Raw genomic sequence first — 22,874 nt, forward strand, 5'->3', positions numbered from 1 at the left:
ACCTGCCCGCCGGGCACCAGGGGCCCGCACCCGACGCCTCGTTCGCACTCACCAGGGCGATGCTGCTCGGGGTGCTGCTGGCGGGCCGAAATGGCGGCGAGGCGGTCCGGGCCGGAAGTATCGGTGTCAGCGGGAACCCCGGAATATTGGCAGAGTTGAAGGAATTGCTCCACACCCCGGACCGGAACTTCCCCATCGTGACACCCTGACCCGGTCGTGGCCGGGGGCGCGCACACCACCCCTTCCGCTCTGTCTCAGTGCCGATAGGACGCCAGCCGATAAATCGGGCAATAGCTACAAAGTTCACATTCCGGGCGCGCAAAACCGCGAGGCGCCGCCGCTGCATTAGCCGCATTTCAGAAGAAATATCGCACGGTACGGATCAGCACGCCGGGATGACACTCGGAAGCCATCCGGTCGACCGGCCCGAAACTTCGTTACGGAACCCCTTGTTCCGCCGAGCGATTACCGGAAATCGGCACGCAAAGCGTTGACAACGCGCAATGAATCCCTTCGCTGTCATTTATCGGAACGTGACATCTGCCGATATTTTGCACGAAGCTCGACACGGTCGATACTGAAAGACTGAATTCGGTTACGGCACACGCTGCCGATTTCGGGGCCTCGGGAAAGAACTCGGGACGCTAAACGAAATTTCGGTCTGTACTCGGGCAAAAACCTCTGCTTACACTGAGGGCGGCCGCTTATGGAGGAGAGCTATGAACCGCTCGGACCCCTATTTCGAGCCAGGATCGGGCGGGAACGGGACGGACCGGTCCGGGACTACGGTCGGAAATCCCGTTCCCCTGTCCGCCGGGCAGCGGGGACTGTGGCTCGCGCAGCAGCTGCAACCGGATATCCCGATATCCGAGGCGCAGTACATCGAACTACACGGTGACCTGGATATCGAGCTACTGCGCCGCAGTCTGCTTCGAGCGGGCCACGAATTCCAATCCGGCTATCTACGTCTGGTGGAAAACGGCGGCGAACCGCAGCAGTTGTACGACCCGTATCTGGCGTCGACGGGGCCGGTCCTCGATATGCGGGGCGAACCGGATCCGGTGGCGGCGGGTCTGCAGTGGATGCGCCGCGAATACACGGCGCCTCTCGATATACTCCGGGACCGCCTGTTCGCCGGGGCGCTGTTGCAGGTCGGCGACAGACATAACCTGTGGTACAACCGGGTTCACCATGTCGCACTGGACGGCTACGGCGCGATGACCATGGTGAACCGGGTCGCGGCGCTGTACACCGCGGCAGTGCAGGACGGGACCGGGGAGCGCGGCGCCCCGGTGGAGGCGTGCCGCGCGGCGGATCTGCGCACCTTGTACGAAGCGGATCGCAGCTATCGGGAATCGAAGAGGTTCACCGATGACCGGGCGTACTGGCTGAAGCGGCTCGCCGGTGCGAAGGAGGGATCGAGTCTCGCGACCGGTTACGCGCCCGCGTGCGCGGAAAGTGTGACCGTGCTCGGCGAACTGGCGCCGGAGACGGTGGCCCGGATCGACCGGTCCGCGACAGCGCTGGCCGCGAGCCCGGCCGCCGTGGTGATCGCCGCCTTCGGATGCTATCTGGCCCGGATGACCGGCCGGGACGACGTTCTGGTCGATATCCCGGTATCGGGGCGTACCAACGCCGTACTGCGGCGCTCCGGGGGCGTGTTCGTCAATGTCGCGCCGTTCCCGATCGCGCTCGGCAACGGAGACACGGTGGCGACGCTGGTGCGGCACGTGCAATCCGACCTGATCGGCGCCCTGCGGCATCAGCGCTGCGGCCTCTACGATATCCGCGCCGCCGCCGGGAGCAACGGACAGCATCGCTACGCCGGCCCGATGGTGAACGTCATGTTCTTCCCCCAGGAGATACGGTTCGGGCCGGTCACCGGGGAATTCCATATCCTCAGTTCCGGACCGGTCGACGATCTGCTGGTCGATCTCTACCAGACCGGCGATCCACCGCGGACGATCCTGCACTTCATGGCCAACCCCGACCTCTACACCGAGGCCGAAGTGGCGGCACACCGGACCGGATTCGCGCGGTTCCTGGATGCCTTCGCGGCTGCCGGGCCGGACACCGGCCTCGGGCAGGTCCACCCCGACAGTGCCCGGACCGGCGCCCGGCTCCGGCGCCACCGCGAAACCCTCACATTCTGGCAGGCCACGCTCGCCGATCTACCGGAGGAACTGCCGCTACCGTTCGATCGGCCGCGTCCGGCGGTGGCGTCGGACCGGCGCGGGCACCGCCGGCTCGGATTGGGCGCGGACCTCGCCGGTGCGCTGGAAGGATTCGCGCGGGACCGCGGCACCTCATTGTTCGCGGTGGTCCATGCCGCGACGGCGGTGCTGCTCGCCCGGTTGAGCGGTTCCGGTGATATCGCGGTCGGCGCCCCCGTGGTCCGGCGGGGCGCCCACGCCGCGGCCGGTGCGACCCCGGAGTTCGCCGATGCGGTGGTACTGCGGACCGAAATAGATCCCGGTGAACCGTTCGCCGGGTTTCTCGACCGCGTAGCGCGGGTCGATTCGACCGCCTTCGACCATGCCGGTATCCCGTTCGCGCGGCTGGTCGAGGAGCTGCGCCCACCCCGGTCACCGGCACGGCATCCGCTGTTCCAGGTGATGGTGGCCTGCGGGAGCCCGCCACACGCGGAGCCGGACCCGAGCGATCCGGACGCCGCGGCAACGGACCTTCTCGAGGCACCCGGGCTCGATCTGCGGGTCGCGGTGTCCGACGCCGGCACCGCCGGTTCGACCGTCACGGTCGACTACTCGGCGGACCTGTTCGATGCGGACACGGTCGACTCCCTGATGGACCGATGGATCCGGATCCTGGAATCGGTGGCCGCCGAACCGGAAGCCGCGGTGGGCTCGATAAACATACTGGACGCTACCGAACGCGCGGGGTTGCTGACCCGGTCCGGTCCCGGCGCCCCGGCTCCCCGTACCTTCCCCGAACTGCTGGCCGCGGCCGCCGCCCGGAACCCCGGCGCGCCGGCACTCGTATTCGGCGATGCCCGGATCGATTACCGGGAGCTGGACGAACGTTCCAACCGATCGGCCAGGGCGCTCATCGCGCGGGGCGCGGGGCCGGAAAGCGTCGTCGCCGTGGCGATGCCGCGCTCCCCCGATTCCGTTCTCGCCCTCTGGGCGGTGGCGAAGTCCGGGGCCGCGTTCCTGCCGATCGACCCGTCGTATCCGGCTGCCCGGATCACCCATATGATCACCGACTCCGGGGCCACACTCGGTCTCACGGTCGACGCGGTGCGCGAGAAACTACCCGGTACCGTCGACTGGCTGCTACCCGGCGCCCACGACCCGCCCGGCGACACCCGGCCGATCACCGACCGCGACCGGACCACCGTGCTACGGCCCGGGCATCCGGCCTACCTGATCTACACCTCCGGTTCCACCGGCACGCCGAAGGGCGTGACCGTGACACATGCCGGGCTGGCCGCCCTCGCCGCCGAACAGCGCGAACGCTATACGGTCACCGGCGATTCACGCACCCTGCACCTCGCCTCCCCGAGCTTCGACGCCTCGGTCTGGGAATTACTGCTCACGGTGGGTTCCGGCGCCACGATGGTCATCGCCGAGACCGGCACCTACGGCGGCACGGAGCTCGCCGATCTGGTACGCCGCCACGGGGTGACGCACGCGGTGGCGACCCCGGCCGCATTGGCCTCGGTGGATCCGGCCGGGCTGGACAGCCTGCGTGTCGTCGTCGCTGCCGGTGACGCCTGCCCGCCGGAGCTGGTACGGCGCTGGGCCGTCGGGGGACGCGAGTTCTTCGACGCCTACGGCCCGACCGAGGTCACGATCATGGCGAACCACAGCGCCTCGTTGGCGCCGGGAGACCCGGTCACCATCGGCGGCCCGATTCGTGGGGCCACGGAGTGGGTACTGGACCAGCGACTGGAGCCCGTCCCGGTGGGCGTGGCCGGTGAGTTGTACATCGCGGGCGCGCTCCTCGCCCGGGGCTACCACCACCGACCGGGCGCGACCGCCGCGCGCTTCGTCGCCTGCCCCTGGAAACCCGGTCAGCGGATGTACCGCACCGGGGACATGGTCCGCTGGACCGCCGCGGAAACCATCCAGTATGTGGGCCGGTCGGATTTCCAGGTCGAGATCCGGGGTGTGCGAATCGAACTCGGCGAGATCGATACCGCCTTGGCGGCCTGTGAGTCTGTGGCATTCGCCGTCACCGTCGGTCACCGTACCGGCTCCGGTACCGCCGCGCTGGCCTCCTATGTCGTACCCGTACCGGATCATTCGATCGATATCGCGTTCCTCACCGAATACCTGCGCGGCCTGCTGCCGGCCTATATGGTCCCGCCCTCGATCACGGTGCTCGAGCACCTTCCGCTCACACCGGCGGGCAAACTGGACCGCAAGGCGCTACCGGACCCCGTCGTCACCGGCACCGTGCCGTTCCGGCCGCCCGGGACACCGGTCGAACGGACCATCGCACGAGTTTTCGCCGAGGTGCTCGGTCTCGGCCCCGTCGGTCTCGACGATTCCTTCTTCGCGCTCGGCGGCGACAGCCTGACGGCCACCCGGGTCGCCGCCCGGCTCGGAACGGCACTGGGTGCCGAGATTCCGGTGCGGTTGTTGTTCGAGGCGCCACGGGTGTCGGCGCTGGCCACCCAGGTGGAGGGTCAGATGCGCACGGGGCGGCAACGCCCGCCGTTGATCGCCGGACCCCGCCCCGACCTCGTACCCCTGGCGCCCGCCCAGCAGCGGATGTGGTTCTTCAACCAGTACGACACCCGCTCCGGTGCCTACAACATGCCGATCGCGGTCCGGCTGCGCGGCGAACTCGACCTCGGCGCCCTGCGTGCGGCGATGACCGATGTCGTGGGCAGGCACGAATCGCTGCGGACGCGTTATCCGGAACGGAAGGGAACGCTGACCCAGGTGGTCGAATCGGTCGACGCCGTCGATCGTGCGTTGAGCCCGGCGCCGGTCGGGCCGGACCGGTTGATCGCCGCGATCACCGACCTCGTGCACGAAGGATTCGACGTGAGCGCCCGGGTACCGGTGCGTACCCGGTTGTTCCGCGTGACCGGCGGTACGGAGACCGAATACGTGCTGGCCGTGGTGGTGCACCATATCGCCGCGGACGGCTTCTCCATGGCGCCGCTGGCCCGCGATGTGGCGACCGCGTATGCCGCCCGTGTTCGTGGCGAGGCACCGTCGTGGCCGCCGCTGCCCGTCCAGTACGCCGACTACGCCCTGTGGCAGCGCGCTGTCCTGGGCGACCTTGCCGACCCCGGATCACTCAGCGCCCGGCAGATCCGGTACTGGACGGAAACGCTCGCCGATCTACCGGAGGAGCTGCGCCTGCCGTTCGACCGGCCGCGGCCGGCGGCCCGGTCCCACCGGGGTGCGAGTCACCGATTCGGGCTGAGCGCGGACCTGGTGGGGAAGCTGCGCGCGTTCGCCCGCAATCGCAGCTCGTCGTTGTTCATGGTGATCCACGGCGCGCTCGCGGCAACTCTCGCCCGGTCGAGCGGTTCCGGTGATATCGCGATCGGTACGCCGGTGGCCGGGCGGGGCGCCGCCGTCCTCGACGACGTGATCGGAATGTTCGTCAATACGGTGGTCCTGCGGACGGAGGTCGACCTCGGCGAGTCGTTCACCGCCTTCCTCGACCGGGTCGAGCGGATCGATCTGGCCGCGTTCGGGAATGCCGACGTTCCCTTCGAGCAGTTGGTGGACGAACTCGCTCCGGAGCGGTCCCAGTCGCGGCATCCACTGTTCCAGGTGCTGCTGGCCTTCCAGAACCTGGCCCGCGCCGATCTGGAACTACCCGGCCTGGACATATCGGTGCTCGACCTACCCGAGGACGTCTCCCGGTTCGATCTGCAACTGGTGCTGGCCGACGACGAGAGCGGCGGGCTGGCGGTGACGGTCACCTACTCGACGGAGCTGTTCGACGCGAGCACGGTCGAATCCCTGGTGCGCCGGTGGGTTCGGACACTGGACGCGGTGGCGGTCGATCCGACCGTCCCCGTGGGATCGATCGAGGTGCTCGAGCCCGCCGAACATGCCGATCTGCTGACGCGTTCCGGTCCGGCCGGTGTCGCGCCCCGCACCCTGGCCGAACTGCTGGCCGCCGGCGCCGCCCGGGATCCGGCGGCGACGGCGCTCGTCTTCGACGGCGCCCGCATCGATTACCGGGAACTGGGCGAACGCGCCGGCCGATGGGCCCGGATGCTCATCCGGCGGGGCGCCGGTCCCGGTGACATCGTCGCGGTGGCGATGCCGCGGTCCGCGGATTTCGTGCTCGCGGTCTGCGCGGTAGCCGCGTCCGGTGCCGCGTTCCTGCCGATCGACCCGGCGTATCCGACTGCCCGGATCACCCATATGATCACCGATTCCGGTGCCGTACTCGGTGTGACGATCGACTCGGTCCGCGACCAACTACCCGGCGCCATCGACTGGCTGACCCCGGACGACACCCCGGAGCAGGACGGCGGCACCGGGCCGATCTCCGACGCCGACCGGGTGCGCCCGCTACACCTCGACGATCTCGCCTACGTCATCTACACCTCCGGGTCGACCGGGCTGCCCAAAGCCGTCGCGGTCGGGCACCGCGGGCTGGCCGGCTGCGCGAGCGAGCACCACGACGGCCTGCACATCGGACCCGGTTCGCGCGTCCTGTGCCTGTCCTCGCCGAGCTTCGACGTCTCGATACTGGAACTGCTCTCGGCATTGGCCGCGGGCGCGACGATGGTCATCGCGCCCGGTGCGGTCTACGGCGGCGACGCTCTCGGCGAACTGCTCGACCGCGAGCAGGTCGGTCACATACTCATCACCCCCTCCGCGCTGTCCACCGTCGACGCCACCCGATGGCCGCTACCGCACCTGCGCACACTGATGGTCGGTGGCGAGAGCTACGGGACCCAATTGGTGCAGCGCTGGAGCCACGGCCACGAGGTGCTCAACACCTACGGGCCCACCGAGCTCACGGTCGCCGCGACCCGCCCGAACCGGATGGTGGCGGGCGAACCGGTGACGATCGGTGGCCCGATCCGCGGCGCCACGGTGTGGATTCTGGACCAGCGGCTGCAACCTGTCCCGGCCGGTGTCAGGGGTGAGCTGTATATCGCGGGCCCGCTGCTCGCCCGCGGCTACCATCGCCGGCCGGGCACGACCGCCGAACGCTTCATCGCCTGCCCCTGGAAACCCGGTCGGCGGATGTACCGCACCGGGGATATGGCCCGGTGGACCGCGAATGGAACCATCCAGTACCTGGGCCGGTCGGATTTCCAGGTCAAGATCCGCGGCCTGCGTATCGAACTCGGGGAGATCGACGCGGTATTGGGCGCCCACGAGTCCGTCGGATTCGCCACCACCGTCGGCCACCACAACCCCTCCGGCGCCATGGCGCTGGCCTCCTATGTCGTTCCCGCACCGGGTCGTTCGATCGATACAGCACAGCTGACCGAATTCCTCGGCGGCCACTTGCCGTCCTATATGATCCCGCCGTCGATCACCGTGCTCGAACACGTCCCGCTCACACCGGCGGGCAAATTGGACCGTAAGGCGCTGCCGGATCCGGTCCGCGCGGACAGCACACCATTCCGGGCGCCACAGACACCGCTCGAACGCACCATTGCCGGGGCATTCGCCGATGTACTGGGTATCGACACCGTCGGACTCGACGATTCGTTCTTCGCGCTCGGCGGCGACAGCATCATGTCGATCCTGCTGGTGACCCGGGCCCGGACGGCGGGCGTACTGTTCTCCGCGCGCGAGGTGTTCGACCACCGGACCGTCGCCGGGCTGGCCCGGGTCGCCGTCCGGGATGACGAGGTCGCGCGGGCTTCCGGTTCGGTGGAACCACCCGGCGCGGGTGTGGGACCGATCCCGCTGACGCCGGTCATGCACTGGTTCACCGAGCACACGCGATCCGGAGCAGGCCGCATCACCCAGGCCGTGCTGCTGGCTCTGCCCACCGGAACAGAGCGGCGGCGGCTGGCCGAAACCGTGCAGGCGGTCCTCGATCGGCACGATATGCTGCGCTCCCGGTTACGCCGGGCCGACAACGGAAGCTGGACCTGGGAGACGTTACCGGTCGGCGCGATCCGATCCGACGACATCATCCACCGGGTGGCCACCGCGGCGGCGCCGGGTAGCCCCGGGTTCCGCGCCGTGACCGCCGCGGAATCGGCGGCCGCGGCAAACCGGCTCGACCCGGGTGCGGGCATCGTGGCGCAGGTGGTCTGGTTCGATCCGATGGACCCCGCGGTGCCGGACCGGATGCTGATACTGGTGCATCATTCGGCGATCGACGGTGTCTCCTGGCGGGTGCTGGTGCCGGACCTCGCGATCGCGTGGGCGCGGACGGAATCCGGCGAGCCGCCCGATCTCACCCCGGCGGGGACATCGATGCGCGGCTGGGCGCACGGGCTTGTCGAGGCAGCCCACCGTCCGGAGCGAACCGCGGAACTCGGCCGGTGGCAGGCCGTATCCGCGGAACCCGATCCGGTGATCGGGTCCCGCCCCCTCGACCCCGGGGTCGACGTGGCCGAGACGGTGCGCACCGTAGAGGTCGAGCTCTCGGCCGAGGTCACCGCGGCGCTGTCGACCGATCTGCCCGCCGCATTCCACGGCACCGTAGCCGATGGCCTGCTGGCTGCGCTGGCGCTGGCAACAACGACGTGGCGCCGCGAGCGCGAACCCGCGGCCGCGGGCAACCGGCCCGCGGCAACGGTGATCGGTCTCGAAGGCCACGGTCGTGAGGAAGAGGTCGTCCCGGGCGCGGATCTGACGCGGACGGTCGGCTGGTTCACCACGAGTTTCCCCGTACGACTGGATCTTTCCGATATCGACCTCGACGACGCGTACGCCGGCGGGCCGGCGATCGGCGCAGCGGTCAAAGCCGTCAAGGAACAGTTGCGCGCCTTCCCGGACCATGGCATCGGCTACGGCCTGCTGCGCTATCTGAACGAGGACACCGCACCGGCGCTCCGCGCGCTGCCGACGCCGCAGATCGGGTTCAACTATCTCGGCCGCATCGTCGCCGGACCCCGCGGGCAGGCCCAGCCGTGGCAGCCGGTGGACGACGGCGGCGACTTCTCCGGCGCGGCACTCGCCCGTGCCCTGAATCCGGATATGCCGGTCACAGCGGCGCTCGATATCACCGCCCGGATCGTCGACGACGGGGTCCGGCAGCGCCTGCGGGCGATCTGGTCGTATCCCGCCGGAGTGCTGGACGCCGCGGAGGTCCGCCGGGTCGCACAGTCGTGGTCGGACGTGCTGACCGCGCTGGCGGCATACGCCCGGGATCCCGGGGCCGGCGGATGGACACCGTCGGATCTGGATCTGATCCCGCTGGGGCAGTCCGAGATCGAGCGGCTCGAGCAGCGATATCCCGCAGTACAGGACATCTGGCCGTTGACCCCGTTGCAGCAGGGTCTGTTGTTCCACGCGCTGGCCGCCGAGGAATCGGCGGACGCGTATGTGGTGCAGCTGGTCCTGGAACTCCGGGGCCGGGTCGATCCGGAGCGGCTGCGGCGGGCCGGACAGCTGCTGCTCGACCGGCATGCGAATCTGCGCACCGCATTCGTCACCGATATCGGACCGGTCCAGGTGGTCGACAGCGGTGTGGCGGCACCCTGGTCGGAGGTCGACCTGTCCGGTCTGGACGACGACGCGCGGGCCCGGGAATGGGAGCTCCTGACGGCCGCGGACCGGGCGACCCGGTTCGACCCGGCGCGCCCACCGCTGTTGCGCTGGATGCTGGTCACCACGGGGCCGGACAGCTACCGCCTGGTGCTGACCCAGCATCACCTATTGCTCGACGGCTGGTCCACCCCGCTGCTCCTGCGCGAGTTGCTGGTGCTCTACGCCACCGACGGCGACGTCGCGGTGCTGCCCCCGGTCCGGCCCTACCGGGACTTCCTGGCGTGGCTCGGCGCGCAGGACCGGACCGCGGCGCTCGAGGCCTGGGCCCGCGCCTTCGACGGCACCGATGAGCCGACTCTGGTGGCTCCGGCGAACCCCGGGCGCGGCTACACCGGATCCCGTGATGTGACCGGCGAACTGACCGAGGCACAGACCACGCGGCTGACCGGCCTCGCACAGGCCCGGGGAGTGACTCTCAATACGGTGGTTCAGGGGGTGTGGGCAATCGTACTGGGCCTGTTGACATCCCGCGACGATGTGACCTTCGGGTCGACGGTCTCCGGGCGTCCCCCGCAGATCCGGGATATCGAATCGATGATCGGGTTGTTCGTCAACACCCTGCCGGTGCGGGTCCGTCTCGATCCCGCCGAGAGCGTGGGACACCTGCTGGAGCGGATCCAGGCGGAGCAGGCCGCCCTGCTCGATCACCACCATGTGGGCCTGGCCGATGTCGAACATGCCGCCGGGCCGGGGGCGGTGTTCGACACGATGACGGTATTCGAGTCCTATCCGGTCGACCGCGGCGGGCTGACCGCGGAGACCGATATCGCCGGCCTGCGGGTTGCCGACGTGACCGGTACCGACGCCGCCCACTACCCGGTGGGCGTGGTCGCGCACACCGACACCCGGCTCCATCTCCGCGTCACGTACCTGCCGGAACTCTTCGACCAGGACGCGGCGGCCGCGATATTGCGCCGGATCCTGCACGTATTGGACCTCCTCGTCACAGACCCGGATCGGCCGCTGGGCCGGCTGGATCCGCTCTTCCCGGCGGAGTACCGCGAGCTGCTCTCGGTAGCGGGTGATCCGGCGGTGACCGAGCGGGTCCTCCCGGAACTACTGGCCGCCGGCCGAGACCCGGAGGCGGTCGCGGTGGTGTGCGGAGACCGCCGGTGGACCTACCGCGAACTCGACGCGCACTCGAATCGGCTGGCGCGGTGCCTGATCGCCCGGGGCGCCGGCCCGGAGACCGGTGTCGCGGTAGGGTTGCCGCGGTCGGTCGAGTCGGTGCTGGCGCTCTGGGCGGTGGCCAAATCGGGGGCGGCGTTCGTTCCGGTCGACCCCGCCTACCCCGCAGGCCGGCTCGAGTACATGCTCGCCGATTCCGGTGTGACAGTGGGCATCACCTCGGCACAGTGGCGGGATCGGCTGCCCGGACAGGTGCGCTGGCTGGTCCTCGACGAACCGGCGACGGCCGCGGACGTCGCGGCTACGGCGGCGGCGCCGGTCACCGATGCGGAGCGCACACTGCCGGTGCGGGCCGATCAGGTGGCGTATGTGATCTACACGTCCGGTTCGACCGGGGTGCCGAAAGGTGTGGTCGTCTCGCATCGAGGGTTGGCGAATCTGGTGGCTGAACAGCAGTCGCGTTTCGGTATCGGGCCGGCCACCCGGGTCCTGCATGCCGTCTCGCCGAGTTTCGACGTGGCAGTCATGGAACAGCTGTGCGCGTTCGGGTCGGGCGGACGGCTCGTGATAGCACCCCCGGCCGCCTACGGCGGTGACGAGCTGGCCCGGATTCTGCGCCGGGAGAAAGTGTCCCACGCCGCGCTCACCCCCACGGTGCTGGGGACGATCGACCCGGCCGGGCTGGCGTGCCTCGAAACGGTCGCGCTGGGCGGCGAGGTGCCTCCACCAGAACTGGTGTCGCAATGGGCACCGGGCCGGACTCTGCTCAACAACTACGGTCCCGCGGAGGCCACGGTCGAAACCCACGCCTCCGCACCACTGGTGGCGAACGAGCCGGTGACGATCGGTCGACCGCACCGCGGGGTCGGGCAGGCCGTCCTCGACACCTGGTTGCGCCCGGTGCCGGTCGGGGTCGTGGGCGAGTTGTACCTGGCCGGTCCGGGCCTGGCCCGCGGCTATCGCAACCGGACGGGTACGACCGCGGCGCGGTTCGTCGCGGATCCGTTCGCGGGGCCGGGACGGCGGATGTATCGGACCGGCGACCTGGTCCGCTGGTCGCGGCAACCGGACGGGAGCCTGGCACTCGAGTATGTGGGCCGGGCCGATGCGCAGGTGAAGATCCGTGGTTTCCGCATCGAACTCGGCGAGGTCGAAGCAGTGCTGCGGGCCTGCCCCGGTGTGGCCCGCGCCGCGGCGGCCCTACGCCGCGACCCCGCCACCGGAGACCGGTTGATCGGATATCTGGTGCCCGAACCCGGCGCCGAGATCGATCCCGCGACAGTTCTCGCCGACGCCGGCGAGCGATTGGCCGCGCATATGGTCCCCGCGCATGCGATGGTGCTCGACGCACTACCGCTGACCGCGACCGGCAAGCTCGATCGCGCCGCGCTCCCCGCGCCGGACCTCACCGCGGCCCGGACCGTATCCCGGGCCCCGGTCACCGGGTCGGAGAAGACGCTGGCGCGACTGTTCGGGGAGGTACTCGGACTCGACGAGGTCGGTGCGGACGATTCGTTCTTCGCGCTCGGCGGCGACAGCATCATGGCCATCCAGCTGGTGACCCGGGCCAGGGCGGCGGGACTGGTGTTCTCGGCAGGTGCGGTGTTCGACCACCGCACGGTCGCCGGGCTGGCCCGGATCGCGGTGCCCGACAACGGCTCCGCGGCACCTTCCCGTCCGGCGGAACTGCCGGGCGGCGGCGTGGGTCCGGTGCCACTCACCCCGATCATGTGCTGGATGTTCGAACGGGGCGGCTTCGACCGCTTCTGCCAATGGGTCGAGCTGACCCTGCCGGCCGGTATCGACGCCGCCGGTATCGGCGCCACCGTCCAGGCGGTACTCGATCACCACGACATGCTGCGGGCCCGGCTGTACCCCGATCCGGCGCATCCGTCGGGGTGGGCGCTGCGCGTGGAACCGGCCGCGGTATCGGCCGCCGCGCTCATCCGGCACGTGCCGGCGGACTCGGCCCCCGGCAGCAGCGCGTTCGCCGCGCTCACCGCCGCCGAGGCGGACGCGGCGGCCGGACGCCTCGACCCCGCGGCGGGCGTGGTGCTGCAACTGGTCTGGCTGGATCCGGCCGGTGAGCCGGGCCGGTTGCTCGTCGTCGCACACCACCTCGTGGTCGATGGTGTGTCGTGGCAGATCCTCGTCCCCGATCTCGTCGCCGCGTGGGCCCAGGTGCGGGCCGGGCAACGACCGCGCCTCGCACCCGTCGGTACCTCGATGCGCCGCTGGGCGGACGCCTTGCACACCGCCGCCGGTGACCACAGCGAACTCGACCGGTGGCGGTCGGCTCTGGGCGCCGGCGATCCGCCGCTCGGCTCCCGGCCGATCGATCCGGCCGTGGATACGCAGGCCACCGTCGCCACCGCGCAGATCACGCTGTCTCCCGCGGTCACCCACGATGTGCTCACCACACTCCCCCGGGCCTTCCGCGGCAATGTGGACGACGCGCTCGTGACCGGGCTCGCGCTGGCACTGGCCCGGTGGCGGCACCGGCGCGGCGTCACCAGCGCGGAAACGCTGCTCACCCTGGAGAGTCACGGCCGCCACGACACCGTGCTCCCCGGCGCCGACCTCACCCGCACTGTCGGATGGTTCACCACCACCTATCCCGTGCGGCTCGACCTGTCCGGTATCGATATCGGCGACGCGTTCGCCGCCGGGGCCGCCGCCGGAGCGGCGGTCAAATCGGTCAAGGAACAGCTCCGGCAGGTACCCCGCCATGGAACCGGCTTCGGATTGCTGCGCTATCTCGACAGCGAGACCGCTCGCGAGCTGCGCGCACTGCCCACCCCGCAGGTGAGTTTCAACTACCTCGGCCGGTTCGACACGCTGCCCGCGGCCGCGTCGGCCGAGTGGATGCCGGCCGGCCCGCGAGCCGCCGGCGGTGCACAGAATCCGGAGGCACCCGCAGCCGCCCTGCTGGGCATCAACGCGGCCACCACCGACACACCCGGCGGGCCGGCGCTCACCGCCGCCTGGGAATATCCCACCGGCGTTCTCGACGCGGTCGAGGTCACCGAGCTCATGGAATTGTGGCGCGACGCGATAACCGCGCTGACCACACACGCGGCCCGCCCCGGCAGCGGTGGCCCGACCCCTTCGGATATAGATCTCCTCGACCTGGACCAGTCCACGATCGACCGGCTCGCGGCCCGGCAGCCGGGACTGGACGACATCTGGCCGGTCACCCCGCTGCAGGCCGGGTTACTGTTCCACGCCCAGCTGGCGGCCGGCGACCTCGACGCCTACGTGGTGCAACTCTGCCTGGAGCTCGGCGGAACCATCGACGCGGACCGTCTCCAGCGCGCCGTGCGGGAGCTCCTCGGACGGCATCCGAACCTGCGGACCGCCTTCGACCGCGACAGTGCCGGGAAACCGGTCCAGGTGGTGCGCCGGCACGTCGACGTACCGTTCGGCCGGATCGGGCTGCCGGGGCGGGACGAGGCGGCGCTCGAACTCGAACGGATCATGGCGGCCGATCGCCGCGCCGGTTTCGACCCGGCCGTCCCACCGCTGCTGCGGCTGACACTGATCGATCTGGCCCCGCGGCGGTACCGGCTGCTGGTGAGCATGCATCACCTCCTGATCGACGGATGGTCGACGCCCCTGCTCATCCGGGAGCTGCTGCAGCTCTACGTCGGCGACGGGGACCCCGCCCTGCTACCGCCCCCGGTACGCCCCTACCGCGACTATCTGACCTGGTTGCGGGCCCAGGACCGGGACGCGGCGGACGACGCGTGGGCCCGGGCCTTCACCGGCGCGGTCGAGCCGACCCTGCTGGCGCCCGCCGACCGCGGCCGCCGGCAGAGCGCCGCCGGGCGCGAGGTCCGCCGGCAGCTGAGCGAAGAGCGCACCGCGGCACTGGTCGCGGTGGCCCAGGGGGAGGAGATCACGCTCAACACCATCGTCCAGGCCGCCTGGGCGATAGTGCTCGCGACCGAGACCGGCCGCGAGGACGTGGTGTTCGGCGCCACCGTGTCCGGCCGCCCCCCACAGCTCGAGGGCATCGAATCGATGGTCGGGCTGTTCGTCGACACGGTGCCTGTCCGGGTACGGCTCGCCCCCGGCGACACCCTCGCCCGGCTGCTCCGGCGGATCCGGGCCGAACAGACCGCGCTGCTGGACCATCAGCATCTGGGGCTCGCCCGGATCCAGAACGTGGCAGGCCCCGGCGCCATCTTCGACACCGTGACCGTCTTCGAGTCCTACCCCATCGATCGGACCGGGCTGTCCGCGGCCGCCGATCTCGCCGGGCTCCGTGTCCTGGGCGTCCACGGCCGCGACGCCGCGCACTATCCACTCGGCCTGATCGTCGAGCACGGCACCCGGTTGCGCCTGGGCTTCGAATACCTGCCCGAACTCTTCACCGCGGACCGCATCGAAGCACTCGCCGACCGGCTACTGCGGGTACTGGACGCCGTCGCCGAACATGTCGATCTTCCGCTCACCCGGCTCCGGCTGCTGTCACCGGACGAGCACGCCACTCTGGTACCCGTCCGGGGCCGGCCCGGTACGGCGCCGTCGGTGCTACCGCAGGTGCTGACATCGGCGATGACACCCGATACCGAAGCAGTGGCAGGCGACGGCGTACGCCTGACCTACCGTGAACTCGACGAGCGCTCGAACCGATGGGCGCGGATCCTGCTGGACGCCGGAGTCGGGCCGGAGTCGTTCGTGGCACTGGTGCTGCCGCGTTCGGTCGATGCCGTCGTCGCCGTCTGGGCGGTCGCGAAAACCGGCGGCGCGTTCGTCCAACTCGACCCGGCGGATCCGGACGACCGGATCGCCCGCATTCTCACCGATTCCGGCGCCGCCACCGGACTCACCTCTGGGGACGTCCGGCAACGGCTGCCGCACACGGTCGAATGGCTCACCCTCGACAGTCCGTCCTTCGCGACGGCGACGGCCGCGGCATCACCCGCCGCGATCACCGATTCCGCACGCACGACCGTGCTCCGCCCGGAGCACCCGGCGTATCTGATCTACACCTCGGGCTCCACCGGCACCCCGAAAGGCGTGGTGGTCACCCATGCCGGAACCGCGAATCTGGCCGCCGAAGCACGGGAGCGGTTCGGTCTCACCTCCGCCTCCCGGGTACTGGCCGCCGCCTCACCCAGCTTCGATGTCTCGATTCTGGAGTGGCTCGGCGCCGCGGCCGCCGGAGCCACCGCGGTCCTCGCCCCGCCCCGAGTGGTCGCGGGCGCCGAACTGGCCGCGGCGATCGACGCCGGGCACATCACTCATGCGGCGCTCACGCCGACCGTGCTCGCCTCGCTGGACCCCGGCCCGCCCGGCACACTCGAGACCCTGGTTCTCGGCGGGGAAACATGCCCGCCCGAGCTGGCGGCCCGATGGACGGCGGGCCACACGGTGATCAACACCTATGGAGCCACCGAGACCACGATCATGAGCTGCGCCGCCGCGCCGCTGCGCACCGCCCCGGAGGGTCCTCTCCCGATCGGCGGCCCGATCCGGGGCTTCACCGCCGTGGTGCTCGACCGCGGCCTGCGTCCCGTCCCGCCCGGAGCGGTCGGCGAGCTGTATCTGTCCGGACCGGGCCTCGCCCGGGGCTACCACCGGCGCCCCGCCACCACCGCCGCCGGGTTCGTCCCGGATCCGTACGGACAGCCCGGCACACGGATGTATCGGACCGGCGACCTGGTCGCCTGGAACTCCGATGGGTCACTCCGGTACGCGGGCCGCAGCGATCGGCAGCTCGAGATCGCGGGCAATCGCGTCGAACCCGGTGAGGTCGAGGCCGCCCTGCGCGGCGAGCCGGATATCGCCCAGGCCGCCGTTGCGGTCCACGACCGGGGTGACGGCATCGGCCGGCTCGTCGGATATGTCGTCCCCGCCCCCGGCACCACCCCCGATATCCCCGCCCTGACCACCCACCTCGCGACACGGCTGCCCACCCAGATGATCCCGGCGGCCGTGCTCACCCTCGACCGGCTCCCGCTCACCGCCACCGGCAAGCTGGACTACCGGGCACTCCCCGCCCCCGACCGGCCGTCCGCGGTGTACCGGCCGCCGGCCACGCCGCTCGAGGCCACGGTGTGCGACGCCTTCGCCGGCATCCTCGAGCTGGAGCGGGCCGGTGCCGACGACAACTTCTTCGACCGCGGCGGCAACTCACTGGACGCGGCCCGATTGGCGGCGCGGCTGGGTGAAACGACCGGTGCCGACGTGCCACTCCACTGGGTGTTCACCGATCCGACGCCACAGGCGCTGGCCCACCGAATCGAGTCCCGCCACCTCGGTGACGAACCGGCACCCGAGGACGTGTTCGCGGTGCTGCTTCCGCTGCGCGGCACCGGACACGGCCCGCCGCTGTTCTGTATCCACCCCGCCATCGGTCTGGCCTGGGGATTCAGCGGACTGGTGCGTTATCTCGATTCCGATCGCCCGGTCCACGGGTTGCAATCACCGGCGCTCACCGAACCCGATACGCAGTTCGCCACCCTGGATCGGCTCGCGGACCGCTATGTCCAGGAGATCAGGGCCGTCCAGCCACACGGCCCGTACCACTTGCTCGGCTATTCACTCGGCGGCACCATCGCCCACGCGATCGCCGTCCGATTGCGCCGGGACGGCGAGCCGGTGGCGACGCTGGCCATGATGGACACGCGCGTCGTCACCGCCGACAGCGTTCGCGCGCCCACACCCACCATCGGAGAGATGCTGACCGAGGCCGGTGCCGCCGACCCGGACTCCGCCGAACTCACGATGGCGGCCGCGGCCGAACTGCTGCACCGGCAGGGGGGGCTCGGCACCCTCCTGACCGCGGAACACCTCGCGCGACTGCACCACGACTACACCCGGCTGGTCGACCTGACCTGGCACCACCGGCCCGAACTCTTCGACGGTGACCTGATCTATTTCAGCGCCGCACCGGAGGGCACGGATGACGGCGCCGCGCCGGCTCTCGCCTGGGCCGACCACATCACCGGCCGGATCACCGAACACCGTATTCCGATCCGGCACGAACAGATGACCGCCCCCGACGCACTCCGCGCCATCGGACTCGCCCTCACCCAGCACTTCCACTCCGCCCGGACTTCCCCGTCGCCCGGCCCCGACTCCAGCAAGGACAGCGATCATGACTACCGACCGAGCCATAGGTAGACGCTCCGGAATCGAACCTGCCAGCCTGTTCGCGCCCGACCCGGTGAGCGCTGCCCTCGAGCACCCCCGCACCTCCGAACTCCGGCGATGGACTCTCGATTACCTGTGCCGACCTCATTCGGACCTCGGCCGCCACGGTCCCGTCTGTCCGTATATGAGCCACGCCGTGGAGCGCCGGTTCCTGTGGGCGGCGTTCTTCGACGGTCCCCGGATCGATATCGAGCGCATCGCCGGGATCGTCGACGACCTCTACGAACTGTTCCCCGTCCTGCAGCCGACCAAAGAGCCCGACGCACGGTTCAAAGCTGTCCTCGTGGTCTTCCCCGATGTCACCGATTACACCGGTATCGAGGCCGTCCAACACGACCAGAAGACACGTTTCGTCCACGACGGTCTGATGCTCGGGCAGTTCTACCCCGGCTGCACTGTCGCCGGCCTGCACAATCCGCACTTCCCGGCCCTTGATTCGCCGCTCCCCCTGCTCGCCGTCCGGCACATGGTGGCCAGCGACTTCCTGTTTCTCGACACCAGCCGAGAATGGATCGATATCTACCTCCATATCTTCGCCCCGGCCATTCCCGAATTCATCACCTCGGCCATGGCCGACCGGCTGGTGCACGAACCCGCTGTCCCGGAAAACGCTGCGGCCGCGGCCGAACCGGTGGGTGCGCACGTCGGTGCACCGCGGCCCCCGTGATCACCGGTCGCGCGCCCGCGGCCGGTCACCCGCACTATGCCGCTGGGCCCGGATTCCGCACCGCGGACAGGTACCGCGGTCGTTCCCAGTGCTGCTCGAGTTCTTCGGGGAGATCCGGAAGAGCTACACCGTAGGTGGCGGCCAGATCGGCGGGTGCGGCGGCCTGCACCGACCATCCGTGCCCGCTCAGCCACTGTTCCGGATCCGTTCTGTCGTCGGTGTAGAACAGTTCGGCCGGGTCGATGTCGCCGAACGGATTCTTGTCGAGGTACTTCGTTTCGATCTGGGCGAAATTGCTGCTCGCCGACCCGTCCGGGACGCTCTCCACCGCGATCCGGCTGCCGGCCGGGCTCAGTCCGCCGATATGCGTGAACAATGCGTCCTGAGCCGCCCCGGGCAGGTACGGCAGCAGCCCCTCGGCCGACCATGCTGTGGCCGCGGCCGGATCCGCTCCGGCCGCGGCCAGCGCGGCCGGCCAGTCGGAACGCAGGTCCACGGCCACCGTGCGGCGTTCGGCGCGCGGTGTCGCCCCGTGTTCGGCCAGTACCCGGTTCTTGAACTCGAGCACATCGGGTTGATCGATCTCGTAGACAACGGTTCCCGGCGGCCAGTCGAGCCGATACGCTCGCGCGTCCAACCCCGCGGCAAGTATCACCACCTGCGCGATTCCGTCCCCGGCGGCCGACAGGAAGAAATCGTCGAAGAATTTGGTCCGCAACCCCATGAAGCCGGGGACGAGCGGAGCGCCGGCGAGGGTCGGCGGATCCGCCAGTATGTCCAGAAAGTGCGGCTCACCGGCGGCGCGGACGAACAGTTCCGCGTAATCGTCGCGGATGAGCGGGTCCGGGAGTGCGGATTCCAGTGCTCGGAATGTCGCCACCCCCAACGCGGTGAGCCCGACACCGGTGACGATATCCCAGACATCTCCTTCGGTTCGCACAACAGAACCTCCCGATCGACGGTGGATACGGACAAGATGATCACGCGCGAAAGAGCACATCGTTTCCGCCGGCGGCCCCGAAGCAGAACCGCGAGCGGAGGAGGCCGGCCACCGCCGATTCTACGTCCGGAAAGGGGAGGTCGCGCTGTCCGACCAGGCATTACTCCGGCACGGCCCCGGCTCGTCGCGGCCGACGGTGCGTACGTCCCGGGTGACCGACGATCATCGAGTCCTGTCGCCGACGGCCCGCGCGGCGAGATCACTGCGCCGGCGCTGCCGGTACTCCCGCGGCGTCTCTCCCGTCGCCTCCTTGAACGCGGTGGAGAACCACGAGGCGTTGAACCCGCACCGGGCGGCCAGATCACCGATCGGCACCTCGGAGTAGGCGGGATCCCCGAGGAACGAACACGCGGCACGCAGGGCTTCTTCGCGCCGCAGATCACGGAAGGTGATCCCACTGCGGTGCAGGATGGTGCGCACCTGGCGGGGCGACCAGCCCAGCGCCGCGGCGACGGCGGGCAGGCGGACGTCCCGGTGACCGATATGGGTGCGCACATACCGCCGTACCTGTTCGGTCACCTCGCCGTGCTGGCCCCGCTGCGGGCTCACCTCACCGGCCGACAGCATGCACAGCAGTTCCCCGATGCGACGGCACACCGCCTCGAACTCGCCCTCCGACAGTGCCGCCTGCTCGGCATGGGTGCTCCGGATGAGCGTCCGGGTGATCCGGCCGAGACCGGACGACATATCGAGTTCCGCGGTGCGCGTCCCGAATGAACCGGCGCGGTCCTCCATTTCGTCGCGCGGCACCTGGAACGCGTAGGCGGACGACCGCGGGATGTGGAGATGACACACGGTATCGAGGACGGTGACCGCTCCCTGACCGGGGCCGGCACCGGTGACACTGCCATCCCGGTACCGGACCGTGTAGGTGCCCTGCTCGGGAAGCACGACCCAGTAGAAATCGTCGCCCGCGACCCGGCGGATATGCGGCCGGGTCCGGCTCGACGTCCGCGATCCGCGTTGATCCCAGCGCAGCAGCCGGTAGCCGGCGCTCTCCTGCACCGACATCGTCGCACTCCACCGGTCGGGTTCGTGGTAGTCGTGGTCCATCGGCATCAAACTGTCGGCGATGGTGGTCCACGATGCCGAACTCCGCGCGGTCACACTGTAGAACTCCACGGTCCCGTCCTGGACGATGCTCCGGCGGGACCGGCCGGCCGGTGGGCTGCGGTCACCGCGGCTCGCCGAGCGAGATCGGTATGGACAGCGGCCCGATGGTGAAGAACGAGGGCGTGTAGGGGACCTCGTCCGGATCGATGGCGAGGCGCAGATCCGGCAGCCGTCGATACAGCGACGCCAGCGCCAGCCGCCCCTCGAGCCGGGCGAGTCCGGCGCCGATGCAGTAGCGCGGGCCGTGCCCGAAGCCCAGATGACCGGCCCGCTGGACGCGGGTGATATCGAACCGGTCGGCCGTTTCGCCGTACTCCGCGGGATCGATTCCGCACGCCTGGTAGACCACGCCCACCGCATTGCCCTTCGGAATCGCCACACCCGCAATGGTCACATCTGTCAGGGTGAACCGCCAGCTGGTCATCATCACCGAATGGCGGTAGCGCACGGTCTCTTCCACGACATCGGCCCACCGATCGCCCGCTTTCGCCAGGCGGAGCTGCTCGGGATCCCGGGCCAGCGCGAGGATGGCATACCCCAGCATATGCACGGTGGTCTCGTGACCGGCGACCAGCATGATCCACAGGACCGCCACCAGTTCCTCGGTGGTGAGCCTGTCGTCCCGCTCCCGCGCCTGCACCAGGCCCGAGGTCAGATCGGTCCCCGGCTCCCGCTCCTTCCGCTCGACGAGGTCGTACAGGTAGGCCTGCAGCCCGTTCTGCGCCGCGAAGGCCTGCTCCGGAGAACTGTTGTGCGCCAGCAGGGTTGCCGTCCAGCCGCGCAAACGGCCGCGGTCCTGTTCGGGGACACCGAACAGTTCGCAGATCACCGCCATCGGCAGCGCTTCGGTGAAGGCGGGCACCAGATCGACCCCGTCACCGGCGGCGACCACCCCGTCGAGGAGTTCATCGATGATCGTCTGGATCCGCGGCTCCAGCGCCAGCACCCGGCCCGGCGTGAACGCCTTGCCGATCAAACCGCGCAGCCGGCGATGGTCGGCACCGTCCTTGGTCGACAGATGTTCGCCCTGGACCACCGCGCGCAACGGCCAGTCCTGGGGAATAGCTCCGTTGTGCAGGGCGGGCCAGTGCCGGGGATCCCGGGCGAATGTGGTGTTGTCACCGGCGAGGACTTCGCGTACGGCGGCGTAGGTCAGCGCCAGATAGCCGGGTACCCCGCCGGGGAATTCGACCTCGACGACGGGCGCGGTCTCCCGCAACCGACGGCACGTATCGAGCGGATTCTCGTTCACAGCGGGGAAAGCGGGAAGTGTGGTCGACACGTGCATTCCTTTCGACAGGCCCGGGCGTCACCGGATGCTCGCCGAGGAGTATCGCGCTCCGGCGGTCCGGTCGAGGACCGCGCGGCCCGACTGTGCCCCGAACCCGAAGAAGGTGGGCGGTAACCCGAAATACGCTGCCGCCGAGACGGGTACCGCCCCGGGGTCGGGCCGGTTTGTCCCCGCGCCGAGCACTCTCCTCGCGGCCCTGGTCGGCGGGGCACTGCGCGGACTGGCCGGCGCGTTGGTGGCCATCCCCGTCGCCGCCGCCCTGCACCTGATCGCCCAGGAGGTGCTCTTCCCACGCCTCGACAAGGCGTGAGGCACGACGCGCCACGTCCTCGGCGGTGCCGGTACCGATCACGGCCCGGCGATTCACTTCGTGGGTTCCTCGGGACGATCACTCGACATGGTGCTCCATCTGGGTCGCCGGTGTCGCGGCCGCGTCGGCGCCCACGGTCTCGGGCCGCGAGGCGGGTTTCCGCAGGCGGCCGACGATCAGCCCGGTCGCCGCGAGCGCACCGGCGATGGGCCACTCGACCGCTCCCACGACGGTGAGCGCACCGAGCCCGCCGTAGTAGAGATAGCGGGTGGGCAGGGACAGCTCGACCGGCCCCGCCTTCATCTTGATGCCCTGGCCGGGAATCGCGACCTCGGCGTCGAAGAAGGGCAGGGCCAGTGTGGCCGCGGGGGCGGCCTCGGTGGTGGGCTGCCCGGCCGGTTTCTCCTGGGACCCGGAGGTCTTCTCGCGGGCCGATCCGCCGGCGGCGGCCGCGGCGGTCCGGGGGGTACTGTTCGCTTTACCTTGTGTAGGCACGGGACACGATCCTCTCG

Annotated in this window: 8 protein-coding genes; 4 read left to right on the forward strand and 4 right to left on the reverse strand. The window is 70.1% G+C overall.

Features of this window, described 5'->3' with window-relative positions:
- Positions 1 to 2 precede the first annotated feature (2 nt).
- From AB0H42_RS23550 to AB0H42_RS23560, 3 genes are all read left to right on the forward strand, one after another.
- Positions 3 to 209: an alkyl sulfatase C-terminal domain-containing protein gene (locus AB0H42_RS23550; RefSeq protein ID WP_357059309.1), complete on the forward strand. Its 207-nt coding sequence runs from the start codon at positions 3 to 5 to the stop codon at positions 207 to 209.
- Between the two features lie 510 nt (positions 210 to 719).
- A complete protein-coding gene (locus AB0H42_RS23555) occupies positions 720 to 17,951 on the forward strand; it encodes an amino acid adenylation domain-containing protein (RefSeq protein ID WP_357059186.1) in 17,232 nt (5,743 codons plus the stop codon).
- A complete protein-coding gene (locus tag AB0H42_RS23560; protein ID WP_357059190.1) occupies positions 17,926 to 18,648 on the forward strand; it encodes a DUF6875 domain-containing protein in 723 nt (240 codons plus the stop codon). Before AB0H42_RS23555 ends, AB0H42_RS23560 begins: the two co-directional genes overlap by 26 nt.
- 34 nt (positions 18,649 to 18,682) lie before the next feature.
- On the opposite strand, the gene AB0H42_RS23565 is transcribed toward AB0H42_RS23560, so the two are convergent.
- The 3 genes from AB0H42_RS23565 to AB0H42_RS23575 form a co-directional block, all read right to left on the reverse strand.
- On the reverse strand, positions 18,683 to 19,648 hold the full coding sequence (locus AB0H42_RS23565; protein ID WP_357059193.1) for a class I SAM-dependent methyltransferase: 966 nt from the start codon (positions 19,646 to 19,648) through the stop codon (positions 18,683 to 18,685).
- Between the two features lie 162 nt (positions 19,649 to 19,810).
- Positions 19,811 to 20,770, reverse strand: a complete 960-nt coding sequence (locus AB0H42_RS23570) for an AraC family transcriptional regulator (protein WP_357059196.1) — start codon at positions 20,768 to 20,770, stop codon at positions 19,811 to 19,813.
- Between the two features lie 52 nt (positions 20,771 to 20,822).
- Positions 20,823 to 22,043, reverse strand: a complete 1,221-nt coding sequence (locus AB0H42_RS23575; RefSeq protein WP_357059199.1) for a cytochrome P450 — start codon at positions 22,041 to 22,043, stop codon at positions 20,823 to 20,825.
- 34 nt (positions 22,044 to 22,077) lie between these two features.
- Here AB0H42_RS23575 and AB0H42_RS23580 point away from each other — a divergent pair, with 34 nt between their 5' ends.
- Entirely contained in the window at positions 22,078 to 22,362 is a 285-nt protein-coding gene (locus AB0H42_RS23580) for a hypothetical protein (protein WP_357059201.1), read from the forward strand.
- Between the two features lie 78 nt (positions 22,363 to 22,440).
- On the opposite strand, the gene AB0H42_RS23585 is transcribed toward AB0H42_RS23580, so the two are convergent.
- The gene (locus AB0H42_RS23585; protein WP_357059204.1) at positions 22,441 to 22,857 is read right to left on the reverse strand and encodes a hypothetical protein; all 417 of its coding nucleotides are present in this window, start codon (positions 22,855 to 22,857) and stop codon (positions 22,441 to 22,443) included.
- Between the last annotated feature and the right edge of the window lie 17 nt (positions 22,858 to 22,874).

This window comes from Nocardia sp. NPDC050799 (assembly GCF_040654015.1).
In the GTDB taxonomy this organism is placed as follows: domain Bacteria; phylum Actinomycetota; class Actinomycetes; order Mycobacteriales; family Mycobacteriaceae; genus Nocardia.